Genomic DNA, 22,434 nt, shown 5'->3' with positions numbered 1-22,434 from the left:
TTAAATTTAGATTGTTAATTAAACTCACTCATATTTTATTCTTCATAGTACGGAGAATCTTTCATGATACAAATGGTTTTTCAGTGCTTCAAATGTAGAAATCTCAAAGAAAACGAAGGTGGACAAACGGACTTTAAAGGTGTATAGGATGCTATTTTTGCTACTACGAGAGGACAAAAAGCAAAAAAAAGGGAACAATAGTATTTTGTTCCCCTTTCCATCAAACTAAATATTATTTATCAGAACTACTTCCTTCCAACAAACTACTTGGAGTCACATTAAAATGCTTCGTAAAACAACGGGTAAAATACTTAGGGTCATTAAAACCCACCTCGTAAGCTATCTCAGAAATATTCATCGTGCGGTTTACCCGGTTTCTTAACAAAAGTTCACGTGCCAGGTTCAAACGATAGTTGCGTATGAACTGTCCGGCCGACTGCCCAGTAAGGCTTTGCATTTTCTTGTTCAACAGGCTCTTGCTGATTCCTACCGCTTCAATGAAATCACTGACTTCAAAATCCGGGTTCTTGTAATTTTCCTTCACCACCGCCATGGCTTTGTTCAGAAATTTCTTGTCACCGGAATTTTCTTCCACTTCCAAAGAATCGGTATTCATATCTATGGAGAATTTCTGCTGCACGCGTTTCCGGTTCTCCAGAATGTTGGATATACGGGCCAGCAACATGTTCTCATCAAAAGGCTTCAGTAAAAAGGCATCCGCTCCCATCTTGTAACTTTCCAGACGAGCCTCATCAGAAGTCTTCGCCGTCAGCATCAAGAAAGGTATATGAGATATGGAAAAATCACTTTTCACCCGGCGAGACAATTCCATTCCATCCATTACCGGCATCATCAAATCGCTGATAATGAAATCGACGTTACTGGTACGCAGTATTCCCAAGGCCTCTTCACCTTGAGAAGCTTCCAACACATTATAGTATTCTATCAAGATGGAACGGATATAATCACGCATATCCTTATTGTCTTCAACAACCAGAACAGTCATACGTCCGTTACGTGGAATGTCCACCACTGCATCGTCTTTCTCTACCTCGGGTATCAGATTTTCCTGTCTGTCTCCATACACCGCTGGCAAAAGGATACGGAAAGACGTGCCTTTCACCCGGTTGTTCTTGGCATAAATTTTTCCATCCAGCAAATCAATCAGTTTCCGGCACAAATACAAACCAATGCCTGTTCCACTTTGTCCACTCACCGATTCCAAGCTTTGATTGTCCGACTGATAGAACTGCATGAAAATCCGCTCCATATCATTCTCTGGAATGCCTTTTCCCGTATCGCGGACACTGATAAACAATTTCTTCTCCTTCTGACAGCCGATTGTCCCCACATAAATACCAATATTTCCCCCCTTAGGAGTAAACTTCAGGGCATTACTGATTAAGTTAGTCATGATTTTACGCATCACATCCTCGTCAAACATCAGGAACGGATCTGAAAGATGCAGATAAAGCTGGAGGTCAATACCACGACTTCTTGCATAATCGGCAAAAGGAGGTACAATCTCACTCATGAACTCTTTCAAGTTCCCGTAATTGGTGGCAATTTTGATATGCCCTTCCTCTACTTTCCGGAAGTCCATCAATTGATTGACCAGCGAAAGAAGATACTTGGAATTACGTTCCACCAAATGCAACTGTTCAATTACCTGGGGATTATAACTTAATTTCAGAGCCCGTTCAATCGGACCGACAATCAAAGTCAGCGGTGTTCGGAATTCATGCGTAATATTGGTAAAAAACGCCAGTTTATCAATGGTCAGTTCCTCCACCTTCCGTGACATTTCCAAAATCTGATTTTTCTGTGCAGTAATTTTCTCATTCTGGTCTTTCAGCAACTTATTTTGCTCAGACAGTTCCTGAGTCTGGTTGGAAAGTAATTTTTTCTGCGCTTCCAGTTCCGAAGTACGTTCTTCCACCATCTGATGCAGCAGATTCTGCTGTCGCTTCATCGTCTGGTAACGCCATAACAGAAAACGATATCCTCCGAACAGCAAAATAAATAGTGTGGAAAGTAAAAACCACGGAGTCTTGTAAAAATAAGGACGGACCACAATCGTCAGTTTTGCCGTACGCGTCAGCCAATGCTTCCCATCTGGCGCATACTGAAGCTGAAAAACATATTTTCCCGGATAAAGATTTGTATAAGTTGCATTGTTGCGGCTGGCCGGTACCGTTACCCACGTATCATCAAAACCTTTCAAACGATAAGAATATTGGGACTGAGGTGCCAGTATATAATCAAGAGCTGCAAAATCAATCGACAATGACTTGTCACTTTCATGCATCACTATTTTTCCTGACTGCGGAAAAACCTCCTGACCAAACACCTTGCAATGGGTAAAAACCAGTGGATACATACATTTATGCTCTGTTTCAATCATCGGATGGATTTCTGTCAACCCTTTCTGGCTGCCAAAGAACAAACGTTCCTTGTCATAAGACAAAGCTCCTGCATTCCAATAAAACTGGTCGGAAACCAATCCGTCAATCTGACTGTAATTGCTGAAAGACTCTTCTTTTACATTAAAGCACGACAATCCATTGTCCGTAGATACCCAAATATTCCCATACCAGTCTTCCAGAATCCCGCGTACACTATTACTTACCAGTCCATCGTCTTTTGTAAACGCCATGAACTGATACTCTTTTCCTCTGTGCAACGCTTTATAAAACCCGTTACCATTACTTCCCAACCAAACCGTACCATCTTTCGACTGAAAAATAGACGTAATGCGCTCTATTCTTTCCGAAGCCGGATTATCCAGTTTAAACACATATTTCTTGTATTTCAACTGTCCTTTCCCATACGCCTCCAAATCGATTCTCAAAAGGCCAAAAGGCGATGAAGCCCAAAGTTCCTTCTCACGAGTAATGCACATGCCTAATGCATTCTGATTGACAACCGCCTTACTTTCCTTCGAGAAAGGTTCCACAATACTTCCATCTGCCGGATTGTATACATACAAGTTCCCCATGGTTCCAATCCACAGCAAGTGATTGATGGGGTCGAAAGCCAAACTCGAAATAAAAGGATCTTTCAATGGAAGAGGAATATAGCGTTTCGGTGCAGAAGGCTGCCGGTTTATCCATCCTACTCCACCTCCCCAAGTGCCCACATACAATCGGTCCTTGTCATCTAAGACCAGCACACTTACCGTGTTGTGTGACAAACAAGCCGGTGCATCGGTCGTATAATGCAAAAAACGCTCGCTTCCCTTTAAATGACAGTTCAACCCTCCTTCCACCGTACCTACCCAGAGAGTATGAAACTCGTCTTCCACAATTGCATTGACCGGATTACGCGAAAGACTTCCTGGCTGATTCGGCTGATGATAATAATTAATCACCGACAAACGGGCCGAAAACATCTTGCTTAGTCCTCCAATTTCAGTCCCTACCCAAACAATGTCGTTTTCATTATCAGTATAAAGCGTATTGATGAAATTACAAGAAAGTCCGTGCATCTCCATCACCTCTCCAGCCTGAATACGAGTAAAATCGGAAGTAGAGGCATTGAACACATTCAGCCCCAGCAATGTCCCGACAATAATCTGATTGTCTTGCATCGAGGTAATGGAAGTGATGTAGTTTTGTGACAAAGAAGACGGATTGTGTGCATCATGGAAATAAAACCGGTTGGTATCTGTCGTCAGGTCATAACAATATAATCCGTTATTGGTTCCAATCCACACGTTGTTCTGGCAATGATAAATGCAGAACACGGCATCCATCGGCGGAATCTCCAACGATACGGAAACCGGCTGCGGCTCCTGCATACTTTCCACATCCTCACGAATCCGGCAAAGTTTTCCCTTGTGAAAGAACCAGATATACCCGTCTATTTCAGCCAATACACTGCCTCTTTCATGCAAAGGAGTGTCTGAAACCTGAATCACCTTTTCCACCTTCCCTGTATCGTGAAACGTAACCTTATAAATTTGTCCCCGACTGCAAATCCACAGATTCCCCTTTCTGCTCGTCAAAAGAAAATTGGCGGGCAGTTTCATCAACTCCATCATCTGCTTCGACTGCAAAGATGCAACCGGTAATATCTGCAGATTTTCGGTAGAAAGCAATTCTATTCCCGCTTCTCCCGCCATCCAGATACGATGAAAAGCATCCTCCGTCAGTTTCTCCACAAAGTTGCTTTTCAAGACCCTTTTCTTATCGGTTGCATTGGTATGAAAAGTGACAAACTCATTTCCGTCGTAACGAGCCACTCCTCCTCCGTATGTGGTTACCCACAGATACCCATCACTGGATTTTATGATGTCATCCACAAAATTGTAGGGCAAGCCGTCGTTCATCGTAATAGAAGCCAACGAAAAACGAGAGGAACTGTGCATGGCACAAAGCCGTATATTCGGATTGCACAAGCTGAATACAAGGAACAGATAGAACAGCAAACTTTTTCTTTTCATGGATTTCTTTTCACTTTTCAGACAAAGGTATACCGTTTTTCCAGTCTTTTTCGGAAAAAGGAGATAAAAATCCATTCAAAAAACAAATGTCCACCTAATAGAAAAAATTGTCCACCTCAGGAAGAACAATAGGCCCTAAATTTATCCCTAAAATCATAGAAACAGACATTTTATGATTACTATGTCAATTTATTGCCGCTTTTTATGTAAGTTTGTATCACCATTAGTGTCCCGTTAAAATGGGACGAGTTAAACAATTAATCAAATAGCCCGGAATCAGGGGATTATTTAGATCTTTGACATCATTGAAATTAGTCTTGTCGAACAGGTCACGTAAGTGGGTTTTGTCAGTCAATGATATGCTGAAAATTTGCATAACTTCATAGGTTGAGCGTTTCAACTTCATATCATGCTGGACGATTGAAGACATTGTTGTAGAATCGTGCTTTGATGCCTCCTTTCTTCCCTCGGAACTTCGCCTATGGAAATGTGGCTAGACACAACGGAATCGTTGTTGAATCAAACGCATATTTCTTTCCAGAAATGTCAAGGATGTTGGTCGTCCGCTTCTCACAGGCTTCCTTCATCATATATGGTTGGCTGTCGCAAGAGTTGTCTTGGGTATCGGTTCACGACCTAACCCAAGATGATATTGCTTGTCCCTATGCACCTCGAAAGCAACAATTAAGTCTCGCAGACTCTCACAGTTACTCAGTTGGCCAAACATCATCGCGAGCATCTGATTTCAGCAGGTGAATTGCTTCACGTAGTGATTACCATCATACTTGCGAACATAGTTGTTGAACTGAGTCCTGTTCAGAAAAGCGGTTAATTGAGAGAATACGTATTTGTCTTGGAACATAGCAGCCATTTGTATTAGACTGCAAAGTTGCAAAATCAAGTCCGTTTCATTTCAAAAAACCGTGTAATCGACTATATTTCAATAATTTCAAAGAACCATTTATCCACTTTTACGGGACAGTAGTGTTGTATCACATTAAATTAAAAATAAAACCATGAACAAACACTTAGCCTTTATCTCTGCGCTTGCACTCAGTGCGGGCCTCAGCCTACAAGCGCAAAACACCAATCAGATGGTGATTCAGGCCAATAAGCTTGGTGCGGAAATACAACCGACCATGTACGGGCATTTCTTCGAAGACATTAACTATGGAGCCGATGGAGGTCTCTATGCAGAACTGATTAAAAACCGTTCGTTCGAATTTCCACAACACCTGATGGGATGGGACATTTTCGGCAACGTCACCCTCCAAGATGACGGACCGTTTGAAAAGAATCCACATTACGTACGCCTCGGAGCCCCCAGCCATCCGCACAAACGGACCGGCATTGAAAACGAAGGCTTCTTCGGAATCGGTATCAAGGCCAACGAAAAATACCGCTTTACCGTATGGGCAAGAGGGGAAAACCAGAAAATACAGGTGGAACTGATTGACAATGCGTCCATGGGAGAATCGCAGGTCATCACCTCACAAGACGTAAACATCAACTCCAAGGACTGGAAAAAATATGAAGTCATCCTGACTCCTACTCAGACACAAGCCAAAGCACATCTGAGAATCTTCCTGGCTTCTCCGGGCACGGTAGATTTGGAACATGTGTCTTTGTTCCCGGTAGATACCTGGAAAGGACGTGAAAACGGACTGCGGAAAGACCTCGTACAGGCATTGGCCGATACCAAACCGGGCATCTTCCGTTTCCCGGGAGGATGTATCGTGGAAGGAACCGAAATCACCGACCGCTACAACTGGAAGAACTCTGTAGGACCGGTGGAAAACCGTCCACTCAACAGCAACCGCTGGGAGTACACCTTCCCCTACCGTTTCTTCCCGGACTATTTCCAGAGCTACGGCATGGGATTCTATGAACTGTTCCTGCTGGCTGAAGACATGGGGGCCGAACCGCTTCCGGTACTGAACTGCGGACTGGCTTGCCAGTACCAAAACGATGACCCGAAAGCACACGTACCCGTAGACCAACTGGACAGCTACATTCAGGATGCACTCGACCTGATTGAGTTTGCCAATGGCGACACCAACACCAAATGGGGAAAACTCCGTGCTGACATGGGACATCCGGCTCCGTTCAACCTGAAATTCATGGCCATCGGAAACGAACAGTGGGGACCGGAATATCCGGCACGTCTGAAACCGTTTGTAGAAGCCATCCGCAAAGCACATCCGGAAATCAAGATTATCGGTTCCTCCGGTCCGCAGTCTGAAGGAAAGGATTTCGATTACTTGTGGCCGGAAATGAAGAAACTGAAAGTCGACTTGGTAGACGAACATTTCTACCGTCCGGAAGACTGGTTCCTGAAATCAGGCAACCGTTACGACAACTACGACCGGAAAGGCCCGAAAGTATTTGCCGGAGAATACGCCTGCCACGGAAAAGGCAAGAAATGGAACCACTTCCACGCATCTCTGCTCGAAGCTGCCTTCCTGACTGGAGTAGAAAGAAATGCCGATGTGGTACACATGGCTACCTACGCTCCGCTGCTGGCTCACGTGGAAGGATGGCAGTGGCGTCCGGACTTAATCTGGTTCGACAACCTGCGCTCGGTACGCACCTGCAGCTGGTATGTACAGTCACTCTACGGTCACAACAAAGGTACCAACGTCGTACCTCTGACCATGGACAAGAAACCGGTCAGCGGACAAGAGGGGCAGAACGGACTCTTTGCCAGTGCCGTTTGGGATGAACCGACCCAAACTTACATTGTAAAAGTGGCCAACACTTCCGACAAGGCACAGCCTCTCACGCTGGAATTCAAGGGACTGAAGAAATCTGTCACTTTAGGCGACGGGAAATGCATTACCCTGCATACCGAAAATCCGGATGCAGAGAATACACTCGACAACCCGAATCTGATTACCCCTCAAGAGAGTGCCGTATCCATCGAAGGAAATACGCTCAATACTGAAATAGGTGCCATGACATTTGCTGTCTACAAATTCAAAAAAGAAAGCAAATAAAGTCATCGGTTATTGCCAAAAAGGTGCGTCTGGATTGCCCGGACGCACCTTTTTTTTCGCTTTAATAATACATGCACAACCTATATCCTAAATACAATAAACAAGTACATGCCACCAGTACCATGGTCAGTGTCACCTTCAGGGCCTTCTGACGCTCCTTTAAACTTAATTCCATAGTAACTTCCTCCAATTGTTCTGTAACAAAGTTCGGAAAAATATATTACAAAATCATGTAAACAAAGTAACTTTTGTGTGAAAATGTTTCTCAAACTCCATTACAGCCGTTTTTCTTAATAAATCTTTCAAATAAGCGGCATTTTCCAAATTATGTTATAAAACACATCTTTTAGATTCATTCCTTTGCAGATTTCCGGAAAGTCTTTACCTTTGCAACGTGTTTTTCATAGTATTAGATTTAAGGTTAACAAAAGGTTGGAGTTCAGCGGAACTCCTTTTTTTATGTCCGTACGTGAACACAAAAAAATTCCGGGCCTGAGCATTCCTTTTGCTCAAGCCCGGAATTTTTATTTCCTATGACAGGCGATTTTTACATCGGTACGATAGTGAATCCCCAACGGTATTCCTTATTGGCCGGAATCAGGTACTGCGGGTCTGGAATAGAACCCCAGCTGTCGAAACCGCCCACACCCATCTGGCGCATGTCCAGGCAGACTTCCACAAAATCACGCGGAGTAATATCGTTGATGTGGGTCTGACGCGGCTTGATGTCTTTCGCCGTACGGATATCATGTTTCAGTTCTTCCGCATCCCGGTTGTTCCACTGATAATCGCGGTTCGTGGCTTCTTCACCGTCAAAATCCTCTACGGAATTACGGAGAGAATTGAATTCCATCGTTCCGTCGGCATACACAGCCAATCCCTTACCGTTTTTCTGCTTCAAAGTCAGCCAGCGGGTATCGGTGTGATGTCCGTTCTCTTGCGGACGGACGTAAGGATAATACATCTGTTCTGCCGTGCTCCGGTATTCACCCACCAGTGTACCGTTGTTGCGATCACAGTAGTTTTCTTCCGGTCCACGTCCGAAATAAGTCACCTGCTCCATGTCGGCTGGCAAACGGAAACGTACTCCGATGCGCGGTACCACCAGTTTGGAACTTTCCTTACGACGTGCTTCGTTGCCCGGTGTAAAGGTAGCCATCAGGGTCGCTTCCGAAGCCTCAGTCTGAGCGGCCTGCATTTCGGTAGAGGTAAAGGTGTAATCCGCCTTCACCACTCCCGACGGATGGATGCGGTAAGTCGCAATGTAGAGATTGCCCGCAGCCAGCAGGTAGCTCACCTTCAATACGGCATCTTTTCCGTCCAAGGCGAGTGAGGCATCCACTACGTTGAAGTTCTTGCTCGACTGTTTCCAGATTTGCAGACGTTTCGGCATCTGGCTTCCGTAGTCGTTGTCGTTCGGTCCACGCCAGAAATTAGGCTGCAAACCGAATCCGTCGTGGAAGTATTCAGTACCTTTTACTTTATAGGAAGTCACCAGCCCGGTCGACTTATCGAACACAAACGATACGCGTGACGACTGTACCGTCAGCAGGTTGCCGTTTTCACTGCACTGCAAAGCCGGACCTTGCACCGTGAACGAACGGTCGAGTGCCTCTACCGGCAGACGGAACTGTTCATGCGCAATTTCATAACCGACCGGAATCAGCGGTTCCGGTTCCAGCGTCGTCACCGAGAAGTTCACGAAATATTCTGTACCTGCCTTAGCCTTCAATCCTCCGACGTTTACCGCCAATTCTTTCTTGGCCTGAGGAGCCACGTCCAGCGATACTTTTCCACGGCGTACCACCTTGTTGTTTTCTTTCACCTCATACGCAATCTGGTATTTCTTCAGGTTGGTGAAATAGAAACGGTTGAGCACATTGAATTTTCCGTTCGCCAGGTCGGTAGCTTCGAAAGCCACATTCTGATGCGCATATTTCACTTCACTCATCGCCGGATGAGGATTACGGTCCGGATTCACGATACCGTTGCAGCAGAAGTTACCGTCGCTCGGCATGTTGGTACCGAAGTCACCTCCGTAAGCCCAATAGTCTCTTCCGTTCTCATCCTTTACCAAAATACCCTGGTCTACCCAGTCCCAGATATAACCTCCCTGCAGGTTCGGATAGGTATAAATCGCTTTCCACTGGTCCCACAAGCCTCCGGTAGAGTTACCCATGGCATGCGCATATTCCGACGGCACCACCGGACGGTCACTGCCCTGACGGCCGATACTTTCCAGCCAAGATGCACTAGGATATTGAGGTACGTACATATCTGAGTTCCATTCCCATTGTGCACGCTCATAATTCACCGGACGGTCCATCAGTCCCTTGTCAGCCTGTTTCACCCACAAGTAAGCCTCATAGAAGTTATATCCGTTACCGGCTTCATTACCCAATGACCAGAACGTCACAGAAGGATAGTTTTTGTTACGTTCAAACATGTTTTCCACACGATACAAATGCGGCTTCAGCCACTCCGGATTATTTCCCAACGTACCGCCCTTGCTCAGGCTGTAATACATACCGTGGCTCTCGATGTTAGCCTCATCATAGATATAAAGCCCATATTCATCACACAGTTCATAGAAACGACGGTCCTGCGGATAATGGCACAGACGCACCGTGTTGATATTGTTGCGCTTCATCAGTTCCAGGTCCTTGCGCATCAGTTCTTCGCTCACGTAATGACCTGTCAGCGGATTGTGTTCGTGCATGTTCACCCCTTTCAGTTTCAACGGCTGTCCGTTGATGAACAACACATGGTAGTTCTTGCCATTGGCTGCCTTCTGATCAATTTCCTTGATTTCGATACGGCGGAAACCTACGTGATACGGAATGACCTCAGTCACCTTGCCGTTTTCCTTCACCGTCATCAACAATTTATACAAATTCGGGGCTTCCGAGGTCCACGTCTGTACTTCCGGCAGTTCCTTGCTGAAAGACACCGTACCTTCTTTTCCCGGCAACACCTCGGATGCCTGCTCGCCACTGGCTACCACCTTGTCCTTGCTGTCCAGCAATTCATAGCTTACACTCAGTCCCGCTGTCTGTGTACGGTGGTTCTTCAGTTCCATGTCCAGACGGAAGATACCCTTGGTATAAGAATCATCCAAAGTGGAAGTGATACGGAAATCCTGTACCGAAGCCTTCGGCTGCGAATAAAGGAACACATCGCGTTCGATACCGCTGATACGCCAGAAGTCCTGACATTCCAGATACGAACCCGTGCTCCAGCGGAAAATCTTCAAAGTCAGTACGTTGTTCCCATCCTTCAGGTAGTCGTTGATTAAATATTCTGCCGGATTCTTGGAATCCTCGTTGTAGCCCACTTCTTTTCCATTCAGGTATACATAGCAGCCCGATTTGGCTCCGGCAATGTGCAGGTAAATATCGCGTCCCTTCCATTCCGAAGGTACCGTAACGTCACGGCGGTACACGCCTACCGGATTTTTCTCCGGCAACAGCGGAGGCTGCGGATTGCGCGGCTGGAACTCATAACCATGGTTGGTATAAATGGCCGTACCGAAACCCTGTACTTCCCAGTTGCCCGGCACCTGGATGTCGTGCCATCCGGCTGTACTGGTCTCCGGCGAAGTGATATCGGCCGGAAGATTCAGGTAAGAATCCGTATAATAAAATTTCCAGGTTCCGTTCAACAGCTCATAATAAGGGCTGTTTTCATACTTTCCGGTCAAAGCCTGTGTCTTGTCGGCATACGTCATAAAGGCCGATCGAGGCGCTTCGCGGTTTACAGATACGGTTTGAATATCTTTCCAATAAGGTAAAGAGGCATTTTCCGCAAACATCTGCTGAGGAGTTCCGCTGACAGTCAACACTCCAGTCAATGTGTAACAAAGTGTCTTGATTGCTTGTGTGAGTTTCTTTTCCATCTGTCCTTTTTAAGGTTAATAAATTTATGAGCGCAAGTTAGGAAGAATATTTCATATTCTCCACAAATTTCTTCATGAATTTTATTTTCTTTATAGAGGAAAGTTCCTTACCTCAATGACAACGACCCACTTCTTTAATTTTCAGCCTGAACTTCAAGCGAATAGGAACCTGCACATATTAAAAATGTCCGCCATCGAAATCAATTCAATGACGGACATTCACTCTATTATCAATGCATTTAATTCAGTTCTTTAATACCATACCGTCTGCTTATCACCCATCAGGAAAGTCAACTCTCCGCCTTTCATGATATCTGCATAATCAATCCAAGCTTTCTTGTATTCTTTTCCATTCAGAAGCACACCTTGTATGTAACAGTTTTTCTGCCCCTTGTCTTCCCGCTTAATCACGAACTGACCACCGGGCACTGCAATTTCGACCTTCTCAAAGTTCGGATAGCCAAAGACAAATTTACCTCCGGCAGGCTCTACCTGATAGAAACCAAACGACGAAAGAATATACCATGCCGACATCTGTCCCACATCCTCATTACCCGACAAGCCGTCCGGCTGGTCGGTGTACATGGTATGCAGAATTTCTTTCACCCGTTCTGCCGTCTTCCAGGGCTGACCTACCAAGGTATATAAATAAGTGATGTGATGGCTCGGTTCATTTCCATGTGCATATTGCCCAATCAGACCGCTAATATCCGGAGAAGATGCTTCTCCCATGTCACCTTCAGCGAGGAACAGAGAATCCAGTTTGTGGACAAAAGCCTCCTTACTGCCGAAGCACTCCACCAGTCCCTCTACATCCTGCGGCACCAGCCAAGTGTACTGCCAGGCATTTCCTTCGCAATAGTCATCGTCTCTGTGCGCCGATGCATACGGACTGAAAGGCGTACGCCAGGAGCCGTCGCTCAACTTGCCTCTCATGAAGCCGGTAGCAGCATCAAAATATTTCTTATACGACTTGCTGCGCTCCAGGAAGTAGGCATAATCCTCCTGCTTACCCAAACGGCGGGCAGCCTGCGCCACCGCCCAGTCGGCAATGGCATATTCCATATCGTAAGCAATGGCTTCCGTCATCTTGTCGGCCGGAATAAATCCGTACTGGATTCGATATTCCATACCACGTTCCGGCAGCATGGACGATTCCTTCAACGCCTTGAACGCCAGTTCCGAATCAAATCCCTTGATGTCCTTCAGAATGGCATCTGCCACTACCGGCACTCCCGGATTGCCCACCATACAGTTGGTCTCGCAACCCATCAGGTGCCATACCGGCAACTTGCCCTGCTGCTCATAAATATGCAGCATCGTGTTGATAATGTCGCTCATCCGTTCCGGCTGGAGGATAGTCATCAAAGGCTGTGCAGCCCGATAAGTATCCCAAAGAGAGAAAGTAGTGTAGTTCTTGAACCCTTTCTCGTGGTGCATTTGCTTGTCGGCTCCGTAATAATCGCCGTTCACGTCACAAAATTCTGACGGAGCGAACAACGTATGGTACAAGCTGGTATAGAAAATTTTCTTGGACATTGCATCCTGAGTAGACACCTTCACCTTGTTCAATTCCTTGTTCCAGGCAGCCTTGGCGTCGGCCACCGTCTGTTCAAAGTCCCAGCCACTAAGTTCCGTCTGCATGTTCAGCTGGGCTCCCTCTTCGGAGGTAGGCGAAAGGGCCACCTTCATGTAAATCGGCGCCGGATTTCCTGCCGAAAAATTCACCCGGGCAAACAACTGGGCACCCTGGGCCATCTTACCTTCCTTCACTGAATCGTTGACAATGAAAGCGACACTGTCGAACTTCCGCGAGAACTCGGCACGAAAGAAAATGCGCTGGTCGTCGGCCCATCCCTTGGAATAGCGGTAACCGCTCAGTGTACTGTCGTTGACCACCCGGATGACTGCATCCGTAGTCTTGTCCCAGCAACCTCCGTTCACCATATCGAACACAATGGCCGGGCTCTCCTTCTCGGGGAAAGTATATTTATGAAAACCAACCCGCTTGGTAGCCGTCAGTTCCACATCCACATTGTATCTTGACAAGTGCGTACGATAATAGCCCGGGGTGACCATTTCTTTTGAACGGTCAGAATACGACCAGAGTCCTGTTTCATACGACGTGGTGTCACCTCGTGCATAGGTCACTTCACCTACCACCGGCATCACATTGATGTCGTGCAAGTCGCCGATACCCGTACCGCTCAGGTGCGTATGAGGAAAGCCGATGACCGTAGAATCCGATTCATGATACCCCGATACCCAGTCCCACGATTGAGGAATACTGGTCGGACCTAACTGCACGAAACCATAAGGTACGTTCGCGCCAAAAAACACATGCCCGTGCCCACCGGTTCCAATACGCGGGTCCACAAACTGCGTCAAGTCTTCCATTTCCGGTTCTGCCTGCTTGTTCTCACAAGAAAACAAACACAAAGACAAGGCTCCGGCAAATAAAAATGATTTCTTATTCATGGTTTTAAATTTAAATAGTTGAAGGTCTTTTAATTACTATCCATAGCATTATCCCAAAGGTTACTTTTGCCATTTTCAGGGTAAAGGTACGGAGATTTATCGTATAGAAAAGATTTTTTCTTAAAAAGTTGCACTTCTAGAGAAAAATAACTCTCCAGACAACAAAGTAAGACATTCTTACTCATGCCCTTTCCTTTTCCTTTCAACGACACATTCTATTCTCTATTTCACAGTGCGGGATTTATATACCACAGTGTGGGATATGTATTTCACACTGTGGTTTTTATATTTCACACTGTGGTACACAGAAAATTCTTATTCACAGATACTTATATACCTATACGAAAGTTACAACTACTTTCCTCATTCTCCACTTCAAACGTATACAAGACTTAAAAACGAGTGTTATTTGCTAATTCATGTTATAAAGCATGTTTTTCACTTGCAAGTATCCCTAAAATACCTACCTTTGCAACGTGTTTTTCATAGTATTAGATTTAAGGTTAACAAAGGTTGGAGTTCAGCGGAACTCCTTTTTTTATGCCCATACCCCCGCTCCTACCTCTGAACAGGCATAAAAAAAGCCCCAAAGCATTTCACCTTGAGGCTTTCAGATTCACTATCCGTTATTAATATCCTTCATTCTGCTTCAAATTCGGATTCTTATCCAAGATACTCTGTCCGAACGGGAAATAACGGTTTTTAGGTTCAAACTTACGCACTTCTATCAACTTATCTTCATCCGATGCCGCGACATTGATGGTAGCCCGGGTTTCCGGATCAGTCCCTGTCATATTTACCGTACCTACTCTTCTTTCCAAACGTCCGTTCAATACCTTCTCGGCCAGCATCTTTCCATCTGCTGTCTTCCAGCGTAAAATATCTGCCCGGCGAAGTCCTTCACCTGCAAGTTCCACCGCTCTTTCACGATGTATCAACTCACGAAGCGTTTCTTTCGTATTGTATTTATCTGTATCGACCTTCGGCATACCCACACGCTGGCGTACCTGATCAATTTTGTCGTAAACATCCTGTGAAGGACCGTTTAATTCATTTTCCGCTTCTGCCCAAGCCAAGAGCACTTCGGCATATCTGAATACAATCGGACAAGCAGCTGTTTTCCAGATGTCACTATATTGTGTAATCGGGGCAAGATACTTGCTCCAAGTCAACCCTGTTTTCGAAGCGTTATCGGCTGCCGTCATGTAGTTGCTGTTGCTGGCTCCGTCTATGGTCTTGTCGAGGGTATTGAAGACCTTCTTCACTCCGTCTCCGGCAATGTAATCCGCACCAGGATAAATAATGCTCAATCCCAAACGCGGGTCACGGCCTTTGAAAGGATGAGTCGCATCATAGGAAGGATCTTCTTCGATAGTCAATCCGCTTTTCATTTCATACGTATCGACTAACTGATAAGTAGGCACGATGGACGACCATCCCCCGTCACCATTATTGTACATCTGTCCGATTACTCCCAATGCCTTGGTAGGAGTGATATACTGTACGGCCAGAATGATTTCCTGAGAGTCTTGTCCGGCTAACTGAAACAATTTGCTGTATCCTTCCGCGCCTGGCTCCAAGTCATATTGGTTCAAATCAATAATGGCCTGTGCCTTTGCCTTTGCAGTCGCCCAATCGCCATAGTACAAAGCCTCTCTCATACGGATGGCCAAAGCCGCTCCCTGTGCAATCCGTCCTCTTTCCGACGGTTTTACGTTCAAGTCGGGCGTACATTCATCCAATTCCGTTTCGATAAATTCCCGAACCTTTTCCTCGCTCTCTCTGGGGACCTGCGCTTCCTGTGCACTCTTGTAGTTCTCAATGATAGGTACACCGCCATAGAGCCAGTTCATCTTAAAATACTGATAAGCCCGGATAACCCGTGCCTGAGCCACCAAGTCCTTTTTCACTTTCTCGTCAGCAAAAGTCACCTGATTGATATTCTCCAAAAAAATATTGCACCGACGAACAATGGTATAATCATAGAAGTTTGCCCCTGGATGGCCGCCGTAACACCTCCGTTACCAAAATCCTTATAGCCTTCCCAAGAGAAATTATTGTATGCAAAATCAGAAGCACAATCCATATACAGGATTTCTCCTCCATCTTCCCAACCGTCATAACAGCCTACCAGAAATTTCTGTGCATCTGTTTCCGTCTTCCAAGTAGAACCCGGAGACAAGGCATCCGAAGGTATCGTATCCAGAAAATCATTGCAAGAAGCCATAAAAGCCAATGCAGCACCTGCCAATATATAATTTATGTATTTCATATCTTTATGTTTTTAAGGTTTATCTTAGAAAGTCACATTCACACCAAACGAGTGGGTTCTCAACAACGGATAAGAGGACAGACGCTGGCTGGTGGCTTCCGGGTCAATATTAATTTTCATTCCATCAATCGTAAACAAGTTCTCTACGGAGTAATAGAAACGTACATTTTCAATTCCCCAACTGCTGAGAAGATGTTTAGGCAGGGTATACCCCAACTGCAAGTTTTTCATTCTCAAGTAACTCGTGTTCTGCAACCAGAAAGTAGAAACAGCGTTACGGGAACAGCTAGGAGAATTGGTATCCGTAAAGATACGCGGCATGGAAGCATCCTTATTGTTTTCTGTCCAAGCGTCTTTCCAGATGCTGGCCGGATGTCCGGCATCCCCTGAGAAAGCACCGTAGACTTCATACGCATCGAACAGACGAGAAACCTTAGCTGCTCCATTGAACATGACTGACAAATCGAAATTCTTCCATCCGGCATTCAGGCTCAAACCGAAAGTATACACCGGATCACTGCTATTAGCCAATACACGGTCGTCGCCATTCAACTTACCGTCGCCATTGGTATCCACATAACGGATATCACCGGCCTTGAAACCGCCACCACCAAACGGGTTGCCGTATTTCGCCGTAAAATCGTCAGCTTCCTGCTGAGAATTGAAGAATCCGTCAGCCTGATACACATAATAAGAGTTCATGGCATGTCCCAGTGCATTGCGCTGATTGTATCCGCCTGACGCGTCGATATAATCCACACCTCCCAGGTCGGTAATCTCATTGTGGTTGTAAGAGAAATTGGCAGCCACACCGAATGACCAGTCACCCCACTGGTTATTATAACCCAGATTGATTTCCACACCTTTGTTCAACATCGAGCCCACATTATCTTTATAAGGATTGAGGGCAAATTCCTGCGGCACAGCCACATCCATCATGATACCCGTGGTTTTGCGATTGTAAAAGTCGATAGAACCAGTCAGGCGGTTATTGAACAATCCAAAGTCCAATCCCACTCCCCAGGTAGTGGCCTTTTCCCAAGTGATGGTGCTCAGGTTATAAGAACCCTGATAATATCCTGAGTTCAGGGCACCGCCAAACGGATAAGTCGCCCCGATGTCGTACACTGTCAACGCCGGATAGTAAGCTCCCGAAGCATCACTATTCAACGCATCCTGGTTACCCAGCATACCCCATGAAGCACGAATCTTCAAATTGCTCAACCAGTTGCGTGCAGACGACATGAAGTTTTCTTCACTGATTCTCCAAGCTCCTGAGAAAGAAGGGAAATATCCCCATCTGTTTCCTTCCGCAAAACGGGAAGAAGCATCGGCACGGATATTCGCCTCGAGCAGATATTTTCCTGCAAAATCATAATTGACACGGGCAAACCAAGAAATCATGGCCAGTTCACGGCTGAATCCGGCATTGGTCTGCGAAGCGGCATCACCGGCATTGATGTCGGTCAGTTCATTGTTCGGGAAATTCTCACGATAAGCTTTCAAATATTTATAATTGTATTTTTCAGTATGCCATCCGGCCAATCCTTTCACATGATGATTGCCAAAACTCTTGTCATAGTTCAGCAACGCATCGTAATTGGTACGGTCCCAACGATAATAACGCTCATCCAAAGAATTGGGGGTCGTTGCTTTATTGGCATTATACTGGATGAATGCCTGGAAATATTTATAGTTCTGCAGATTGTTGACATACGATCCGGTCAGTATCAATACCAGTCCGTCCAAAATCTGATAGTCCAATGAAGCGGTTCCTGTAAAGTTATAATTGTCGCGTGTCACTTTCATACCTGAATCCAGCCACGCAATCGGGTTACCATCGGAAATCGTACCATAAGTTCCGTCTTCGTAGCGATTTACAATCCAAGGAGCAATCAAGTTCAACTGACGGATAATCTGGTCGGAGCTTCCTCCGTTGTAAGCCGAGCTGGCATCATCGTATTTATTCTTGATAAAAGCCAGATTCAGTTTAGCCGACAAACGCTTGCTGATTTTCATATCCAGGTTGGTACGTGCATTGAACTGTTCACGTCCGGCATTCGGCAATACACCCGTCTGGTTCAAATAACCGATAGATCCCATATAATGCACAAACTCATTACCGCCTGTTACATTCAGATTATGACGATGCTGGACACCCGTCTTATAGGCCAGCCCGTACCAGTCGGTATTCGGATAATTCGGGTCGGTTCCATCCTTGAATTTCTGGATTTCTTCATCCGTAAATCGAGGAGCCTTATTTTCTGCCCGTAATGCATCGTTATACATGCTGGCATATTCATACGAGCTCAACCGGTCGATGGTTTGGGTGGTATGCTGGAAACCTACATACCCGCTATACGATACTTTAGGTTTTCCAGTCGACCCGCGCTTGGTTGTAATCAAAATGACGCCGTTGGCTGCCTTAGAACCATAAATAGCCGCCGATGCCGCATCTTTCAAGACCGAAATGCTGGCAATGTCATTGGGGTCGATGGCGCTCATGGTTTCCGATTCCACTCCATCAATCAAAATATAAGGAGAAGCCGAGTTCAAGGTACCCGTACCACGCACCCGGATGTTTCCACTGTCCATACCCGGCGCACCGTTTGTACCAGTTACGGTTACACCCGGCATCAATCCCTGCAAACCACTGCTGACATTCTGAATCGGACGATTCTGAAGTTGCTCACTATCGATAGAGGCTACAGAACCCGACAGATTTTCTTTTTTCTGAGTACCATAACCCACTACCACCACTTCTTCCAACGTTTTGGTATCTTCTTTTAATACAACTTTCAAACTGCCCGAAGCTGGAGCAGTCTGTTCCTGAGTCACATATCCGATATACGAAAATACCAGTACCGATTTAGAAGACGATACATCCAGTATAAAGTTGCCATCCATGTCGGTAATCGTACCGTTGGAGGTTCCTTTTTCCAACACACTGACTCCAATCAAAGGAGAACCACTCGCATCAAATACAGCTCCCGTTACACGTACGGCTTGGGATGCAGTCACAGAAAATGAATGTCCGATTTCAGGTGCAGCCATCGCCTCACCCATAGAAGATAATGCCACAAATAAACTTAAAGTGATAGGTACGGACACAAGTTTTTTTCTCCACGGAGAAAAAACGGATGAAAAAAAGTCGTTTTTTCCATAAGTATAAAGATTTGGTTAATGTTCTAATAGTTTTCATGTTGTAAGTACTTCCGACTCGAAAGGCTTAAACAGAAATGTGCTCAAATATATTTATTATAATGAAAAGAAAAGAGTATTTTGTACTATTTAACAAAATAATTATTCTATAAGCCACACAAGTGGTTCGTTTTTCCTAAATATTGAACAAAATAAAGACAATAAGTTCATTCTAATAAACAATTTTATCACTACTTATTTCTGGAATAATCGTAATTTTGAAAAAGACAAATTATCATTTTACCCTAACTCTAATTTATCCGCATGAAAAAACAATTATTCTATTATCTCCTCTCTTGTACATCGCTGTGTACTGTAACGGCACAGGCCCTTGAAGTATCCAAGACCTATGTACCCAAGAAAAAAAGCATGTATCACAAAGAGTGGATTGACTTCAACAAAAATGGCCGAAAAGATATCTATGAGGACCCTAAAGCATCTTTGAACGACCGCATTGAAGACCTGCTTTCACAAATGACCATGGAAGAAAAAACCTGTCAGATGGTAACGCTCTACGGATACCAAAGGGTGCTCAAAGACTCGTTGCCTACTCCTGAATGGAAAAGCCAGTTGTGGAAAGACGGTATCGGGGCCATCGATGAGCACCTGAACTCCTTTCGTGGATGGGGAGTTCCACCTTTGAAAAACGACTTGGTGTGGCCTGCTTCCAATCACGCCTGGGCAATGAACGAAGTACAGCGTTTCTTTGTGGAGGAGACCCGCCTGGGAATACCAGTCGACTTCACCAATGAAGGAATCCGAGGTGTGGAAAACTATATCGCTACGAACTTTCCAACCCAATTGGCACTGGGACACACCTGGGACCGGGAACTAGTACATCAGGTGGGATACATTACAGGACGGGAAGCCCGTTTGCTGGGGTATACCAATGTCTATGCCCCGATTCTGGACGTAGGACGTGACCAACGCTGGGGACGCTACGAAGAAGTGTATGGAGAAAGTCCTTACCTGGTGGCCGAACTGGGTATTGCCATGGGAAAGGGACTCCAGACAAACATGCAAGTGGCCGCTACTGCCAAACATTTCGTGGCCTACAGTAACAACAAGGGTGCCCGCGAAGGATTTGCACGCGTCGACCCACAAATGTCCTGGCGAGAAGTGGAGAACGTACATGTATATCCTTTCACACGGGTTATTCAGGAAGCCGGCATTCTGGGAGTCATGAGCTCCTACAACGACTACGACGGTTTTCCCATCCAAAGCAGTTATTACTGGCTCACCCAGCGGCTGCGCGGTACAATGGGATTCCGAGGTTACGTGGTGTCGGACAGTGATGCCGTAGAATATCTCTACAGCAAACACAAAACAGCCAAAGATATGAAAGAGGCGGTGCGTCAGAGTGTAGAAGCCGGACTGAACGTGCGCTGCACCTTCCGTTCACCGGAATCATACGTACTTCCGCTACGTGAATTGATTCAGGAAGGGGGCCTCAGCATGGAAACCATCGACAACCGCGTACGTGACATTTTGCGTGTCAAATTCCTGACGGGATTATTTGATGCACCTTACCAGACAGACCTGGCCTTGGCCGACAAAGAAGTCAACAGCGAAGTTCACCAACAAGTGGCCTTGCAAGCTTCCCGCGAAGGACTGGTGCTACTGAAAAACGACAAAAGCCTGCTTCCGCTCGACAAATCCAAAATCCAGCGTATCGCTGTATGTGGCCCGAATGCAGACGAAGCATCCTTTGCCCTGACTCACTATGGACCTGTAGCCGTAGAAGTCACTACGGTATTGGACGGCATCAAGCAGCAAGTAAAAGAAGGAACTGAAGTAACCTATACCAAAGGATGTGACTTGGTAGATGCCAACTGGCCGGAGTCGGAAATCATGCCTTATCCGCTTACTACAGAAGAAAAAGAAGGTATCCAGCAGGCCGTAGACAATGTCAAGGAAAGTGACGTAGCAATTGTTGTATTAGGAGGAGGTATCCGCACTTGTGGTGAAAACAAATCGCGTACCAGTCTGGACCTTCCCGGAAGACAACAACAACTGCTGGAAGCAATTGTAGAAACAGGAAAGCCTGTGGTACTGGTATTGATCAACGGACGTCCTTTAAGCATCAACTGGGCTGACAAGTTTGTACCTGCTATTCTGGAGGCCTGGTATCCAGGTTCGCAAGGTGGAACCGCCATTGCCGAAGCACTTTTCGGGGATTATAATCCAGGAGGGAAGCTGACCGTCACCTTCCCCAAGACGGTAGGACAGATACCTTTCAATTTCCCGGCTAAACCAGCCTCACAGGTGGACGGCGGACAGACTCCTGGTATGAAAGGCAATCAAGCACGTATCAACGGTCCACTTTATCCGTTCGGCTATGGACTGAGCTACACGACTTTTGAATATGCTGACCTCAAGCTCTCTTCGCCTGTCATTACCGACAAGGAACCCGTAACCGTTACTTGCAAGATTAAAAATACCGGCAATCGGAGCGGAGATGAAGTCGTACAGCTCTACACACGTGATGTCATCAGCAGTGTGACTACTTATGAAAAGAACCTGCGCGGATTTGAACGTGTACACTTGGAACCGGGTGAAACCAAGGAAGTCAGCTTCCAATTGCTTCCACGCGACTTCCAGTTGCTCAATAAAGACAATCACTGGGTTGTGGAACCAGGAATGTTCCAAATTATGATCGGGGCCTCTTCGGAAGACATCCGTCTGAAGAAAGGACTTGAAATCCGGGCATACGGTCAAGCCTCTGCCAACGAAACCATTGAATCGGACCCACGTGATTTCATCAGTGCAAGCAAGAACAAGAGCCACATCATCCACGTAGTCGACGGAGATTATTCCACTACCTGGACCGGAGACAAGGGAGAATACATATCCTTTGAACTGGCAGAAAATGCCAAAGTAGACCATGTAGGCATTGCCTGGAAAAACGCTGAAGCGGGTTCACGCTACGAAATCCAAATTTCCAGTGGAGGCGGACAGTTCCTCCCGGTACAAAGCGGAGAAGTGAAACCCAACCAGGAAGAAAACATCCAGTTCAACAAGACCGGAGGAAGTGACCTGCGTATTTTAATTACCAGCGGAAGTGCAGAAATTGCCGAAATCAAATTACCGGAATTGAGAAAAGAATAAACAATCAGACTAATTCAATCTAAAATCCCCTTGCAGCTGT

At 45.8% G+C, this 22,434-nt stretch carries 6 protein-coding genes and 3 pseudogenes; 2 read left to right on the top strand and 7 right to left on the bottom strand.

Going from position 1 to position 22,434, the window contains the following annotated elements; translation table 11 throughout:
• Window positions 1-232: 232 nt before the first annotated feature.
• The 3 genes and pseudogenes from OCV81_RS02760 to OCV81_RS02750 all read right to left on the bottom strand — a co-directional run bounded on the left by OCV81_RS02760 (window position 233) and on the right by OCV81_RS02750 (window position 5,306).
• Window positions 233-4,444 (bottom strand): hybrid sensor histidine kinase/response regulator transcription factor, encoded by a 4,212-nt coding sequence (locus OCV81_RS02760; protein ID WP_148328168.1) that lies wholly within the window; start codon window positions 4,442-4,444, stop codon window positions 233-235.
• Window positions 4,445-4,667: 223 nt separating this feature from the next.
• Window positions 4,668-4,868: pseudogene (locus OCV81_RS02755) on the bottom strand (hypothetical protein); the annotation flags it as partial.
• A 162-nt stretch (window positions 4,869-5,030) separates the two neighbouring features.
• Window positions 5,031-5,306: pseudogene (locus OCV81_RS02750) on the bottom strand (DUF4372 domain-containing protein).
• Window positions 5,307-5,460: 154 nt separating this feature from the next.
• On the opposite strand from OCV81_RS02750, the gene OCV81_RS02745 reads away from it, so the two are divergent.
• The gene (locus tag OCV81_RS02745; RefSeq protein WP_148328166.1) at window positions 5,461-7,440 is read left to right on the top strand and encodes an alpha-L-arabinofuranosidase C-terminal domain-containing protein; all 1,980 of its coding nucleotides are present in this window, start codon (window positions 5,461-5,463) and stop codon (window positions 7,438-7,440) included.
• A 547-nt stretch (window positions 7,441-7,987) separates the two neighbouring features.
• Here the strand turns inward: OCV81_RS02745 and OCV81_RS02740 are convergent.
• The 4 genes and pseudogenes from OCV81_RS02740 to OCV81_RS02725 all read right to left on the bottom strand — a co-directional run bounded on the left by OCV81_RS02740 (window position 7,988) and on the right by OCV81_RS02725 (window position 19,151).
• Complete coding sequence (locus OCV81_RS02740) at window positions 7,988-11,335, bottom strand: glycoside hydrolase family 2 TIM barrel-domain containing protein (protein ID WP_148328164.1); 3,348 nt, start codon at window positions 11,333-11,335, stop codon at window positions 7,988-7,990.
• 252 nt (window positions 11,336-11,587) lie between these two features.
• Complete coding sequence (locus OCV81_RS02735) at window positions 11,588-13,813, bottom strand: GH92 family glycosyl hydrolase (RefSeq protein ID WP_148328162.1); 2,226 nt, start codon at window positions 13,811-13,813, stop codon at window positions 11,588-11,590.
• Window positions 13,814-14,442: 629 nt separating this feature from the next.
• Window positions 14,443-16,085: pseudogene (locus OCV81_RS02730) on the bottom strand (RagB/SusD family nutrient uptake outer membrane protein).
• Window positions 16,086-16,109: 24 nt separating this feature from the next.
• Window positions 16,110-19,151, bottom strand: coding sequence for a SusC/RagA family TonB-linked outer membrane protein (locus tag OCV81_RS02725; RefSeq protein WP_148328279.1), 3,042 nt, complete (start codon window positions 19,149-19,151; stop codon window positions 16,110-16,112).
• A gap of 399 nt (window positions 19,152-19,550) precedes the next feature.
• Between OCV81_RS02725 and OCV81_RS02720 the strand changes: the two genes are divergently transcribed.
• Window positions 19,551-22,394: a beta-glucosidase gene (locus tag OCV81_RS02720; protein ID WP_394802510.1), complete on the top strand. Its 2,844-nt coding sequence runs from the start codon at window positions 19,551-19,553 to the stop codon at window positions 22,392-22,394.
• Window positions 22,395-22,434: the final 40 nt, after the last annotated feature.

The organism is Phocaeicola fibrisolvens, assembly GCF_025567125.1.
Classification (GTDB): Bacteria; Bacteroidota; Bacteroidia; order Bacteroidales; family Bacteroidaceae; genus Phocaeicola; species Phocaeicola fibrisolvens.
The sequence above is the reverse complement of the archived record's forward strand: the minus strand, read 5'-3'. Positions and strand labels throughout refer to the sequence as shown.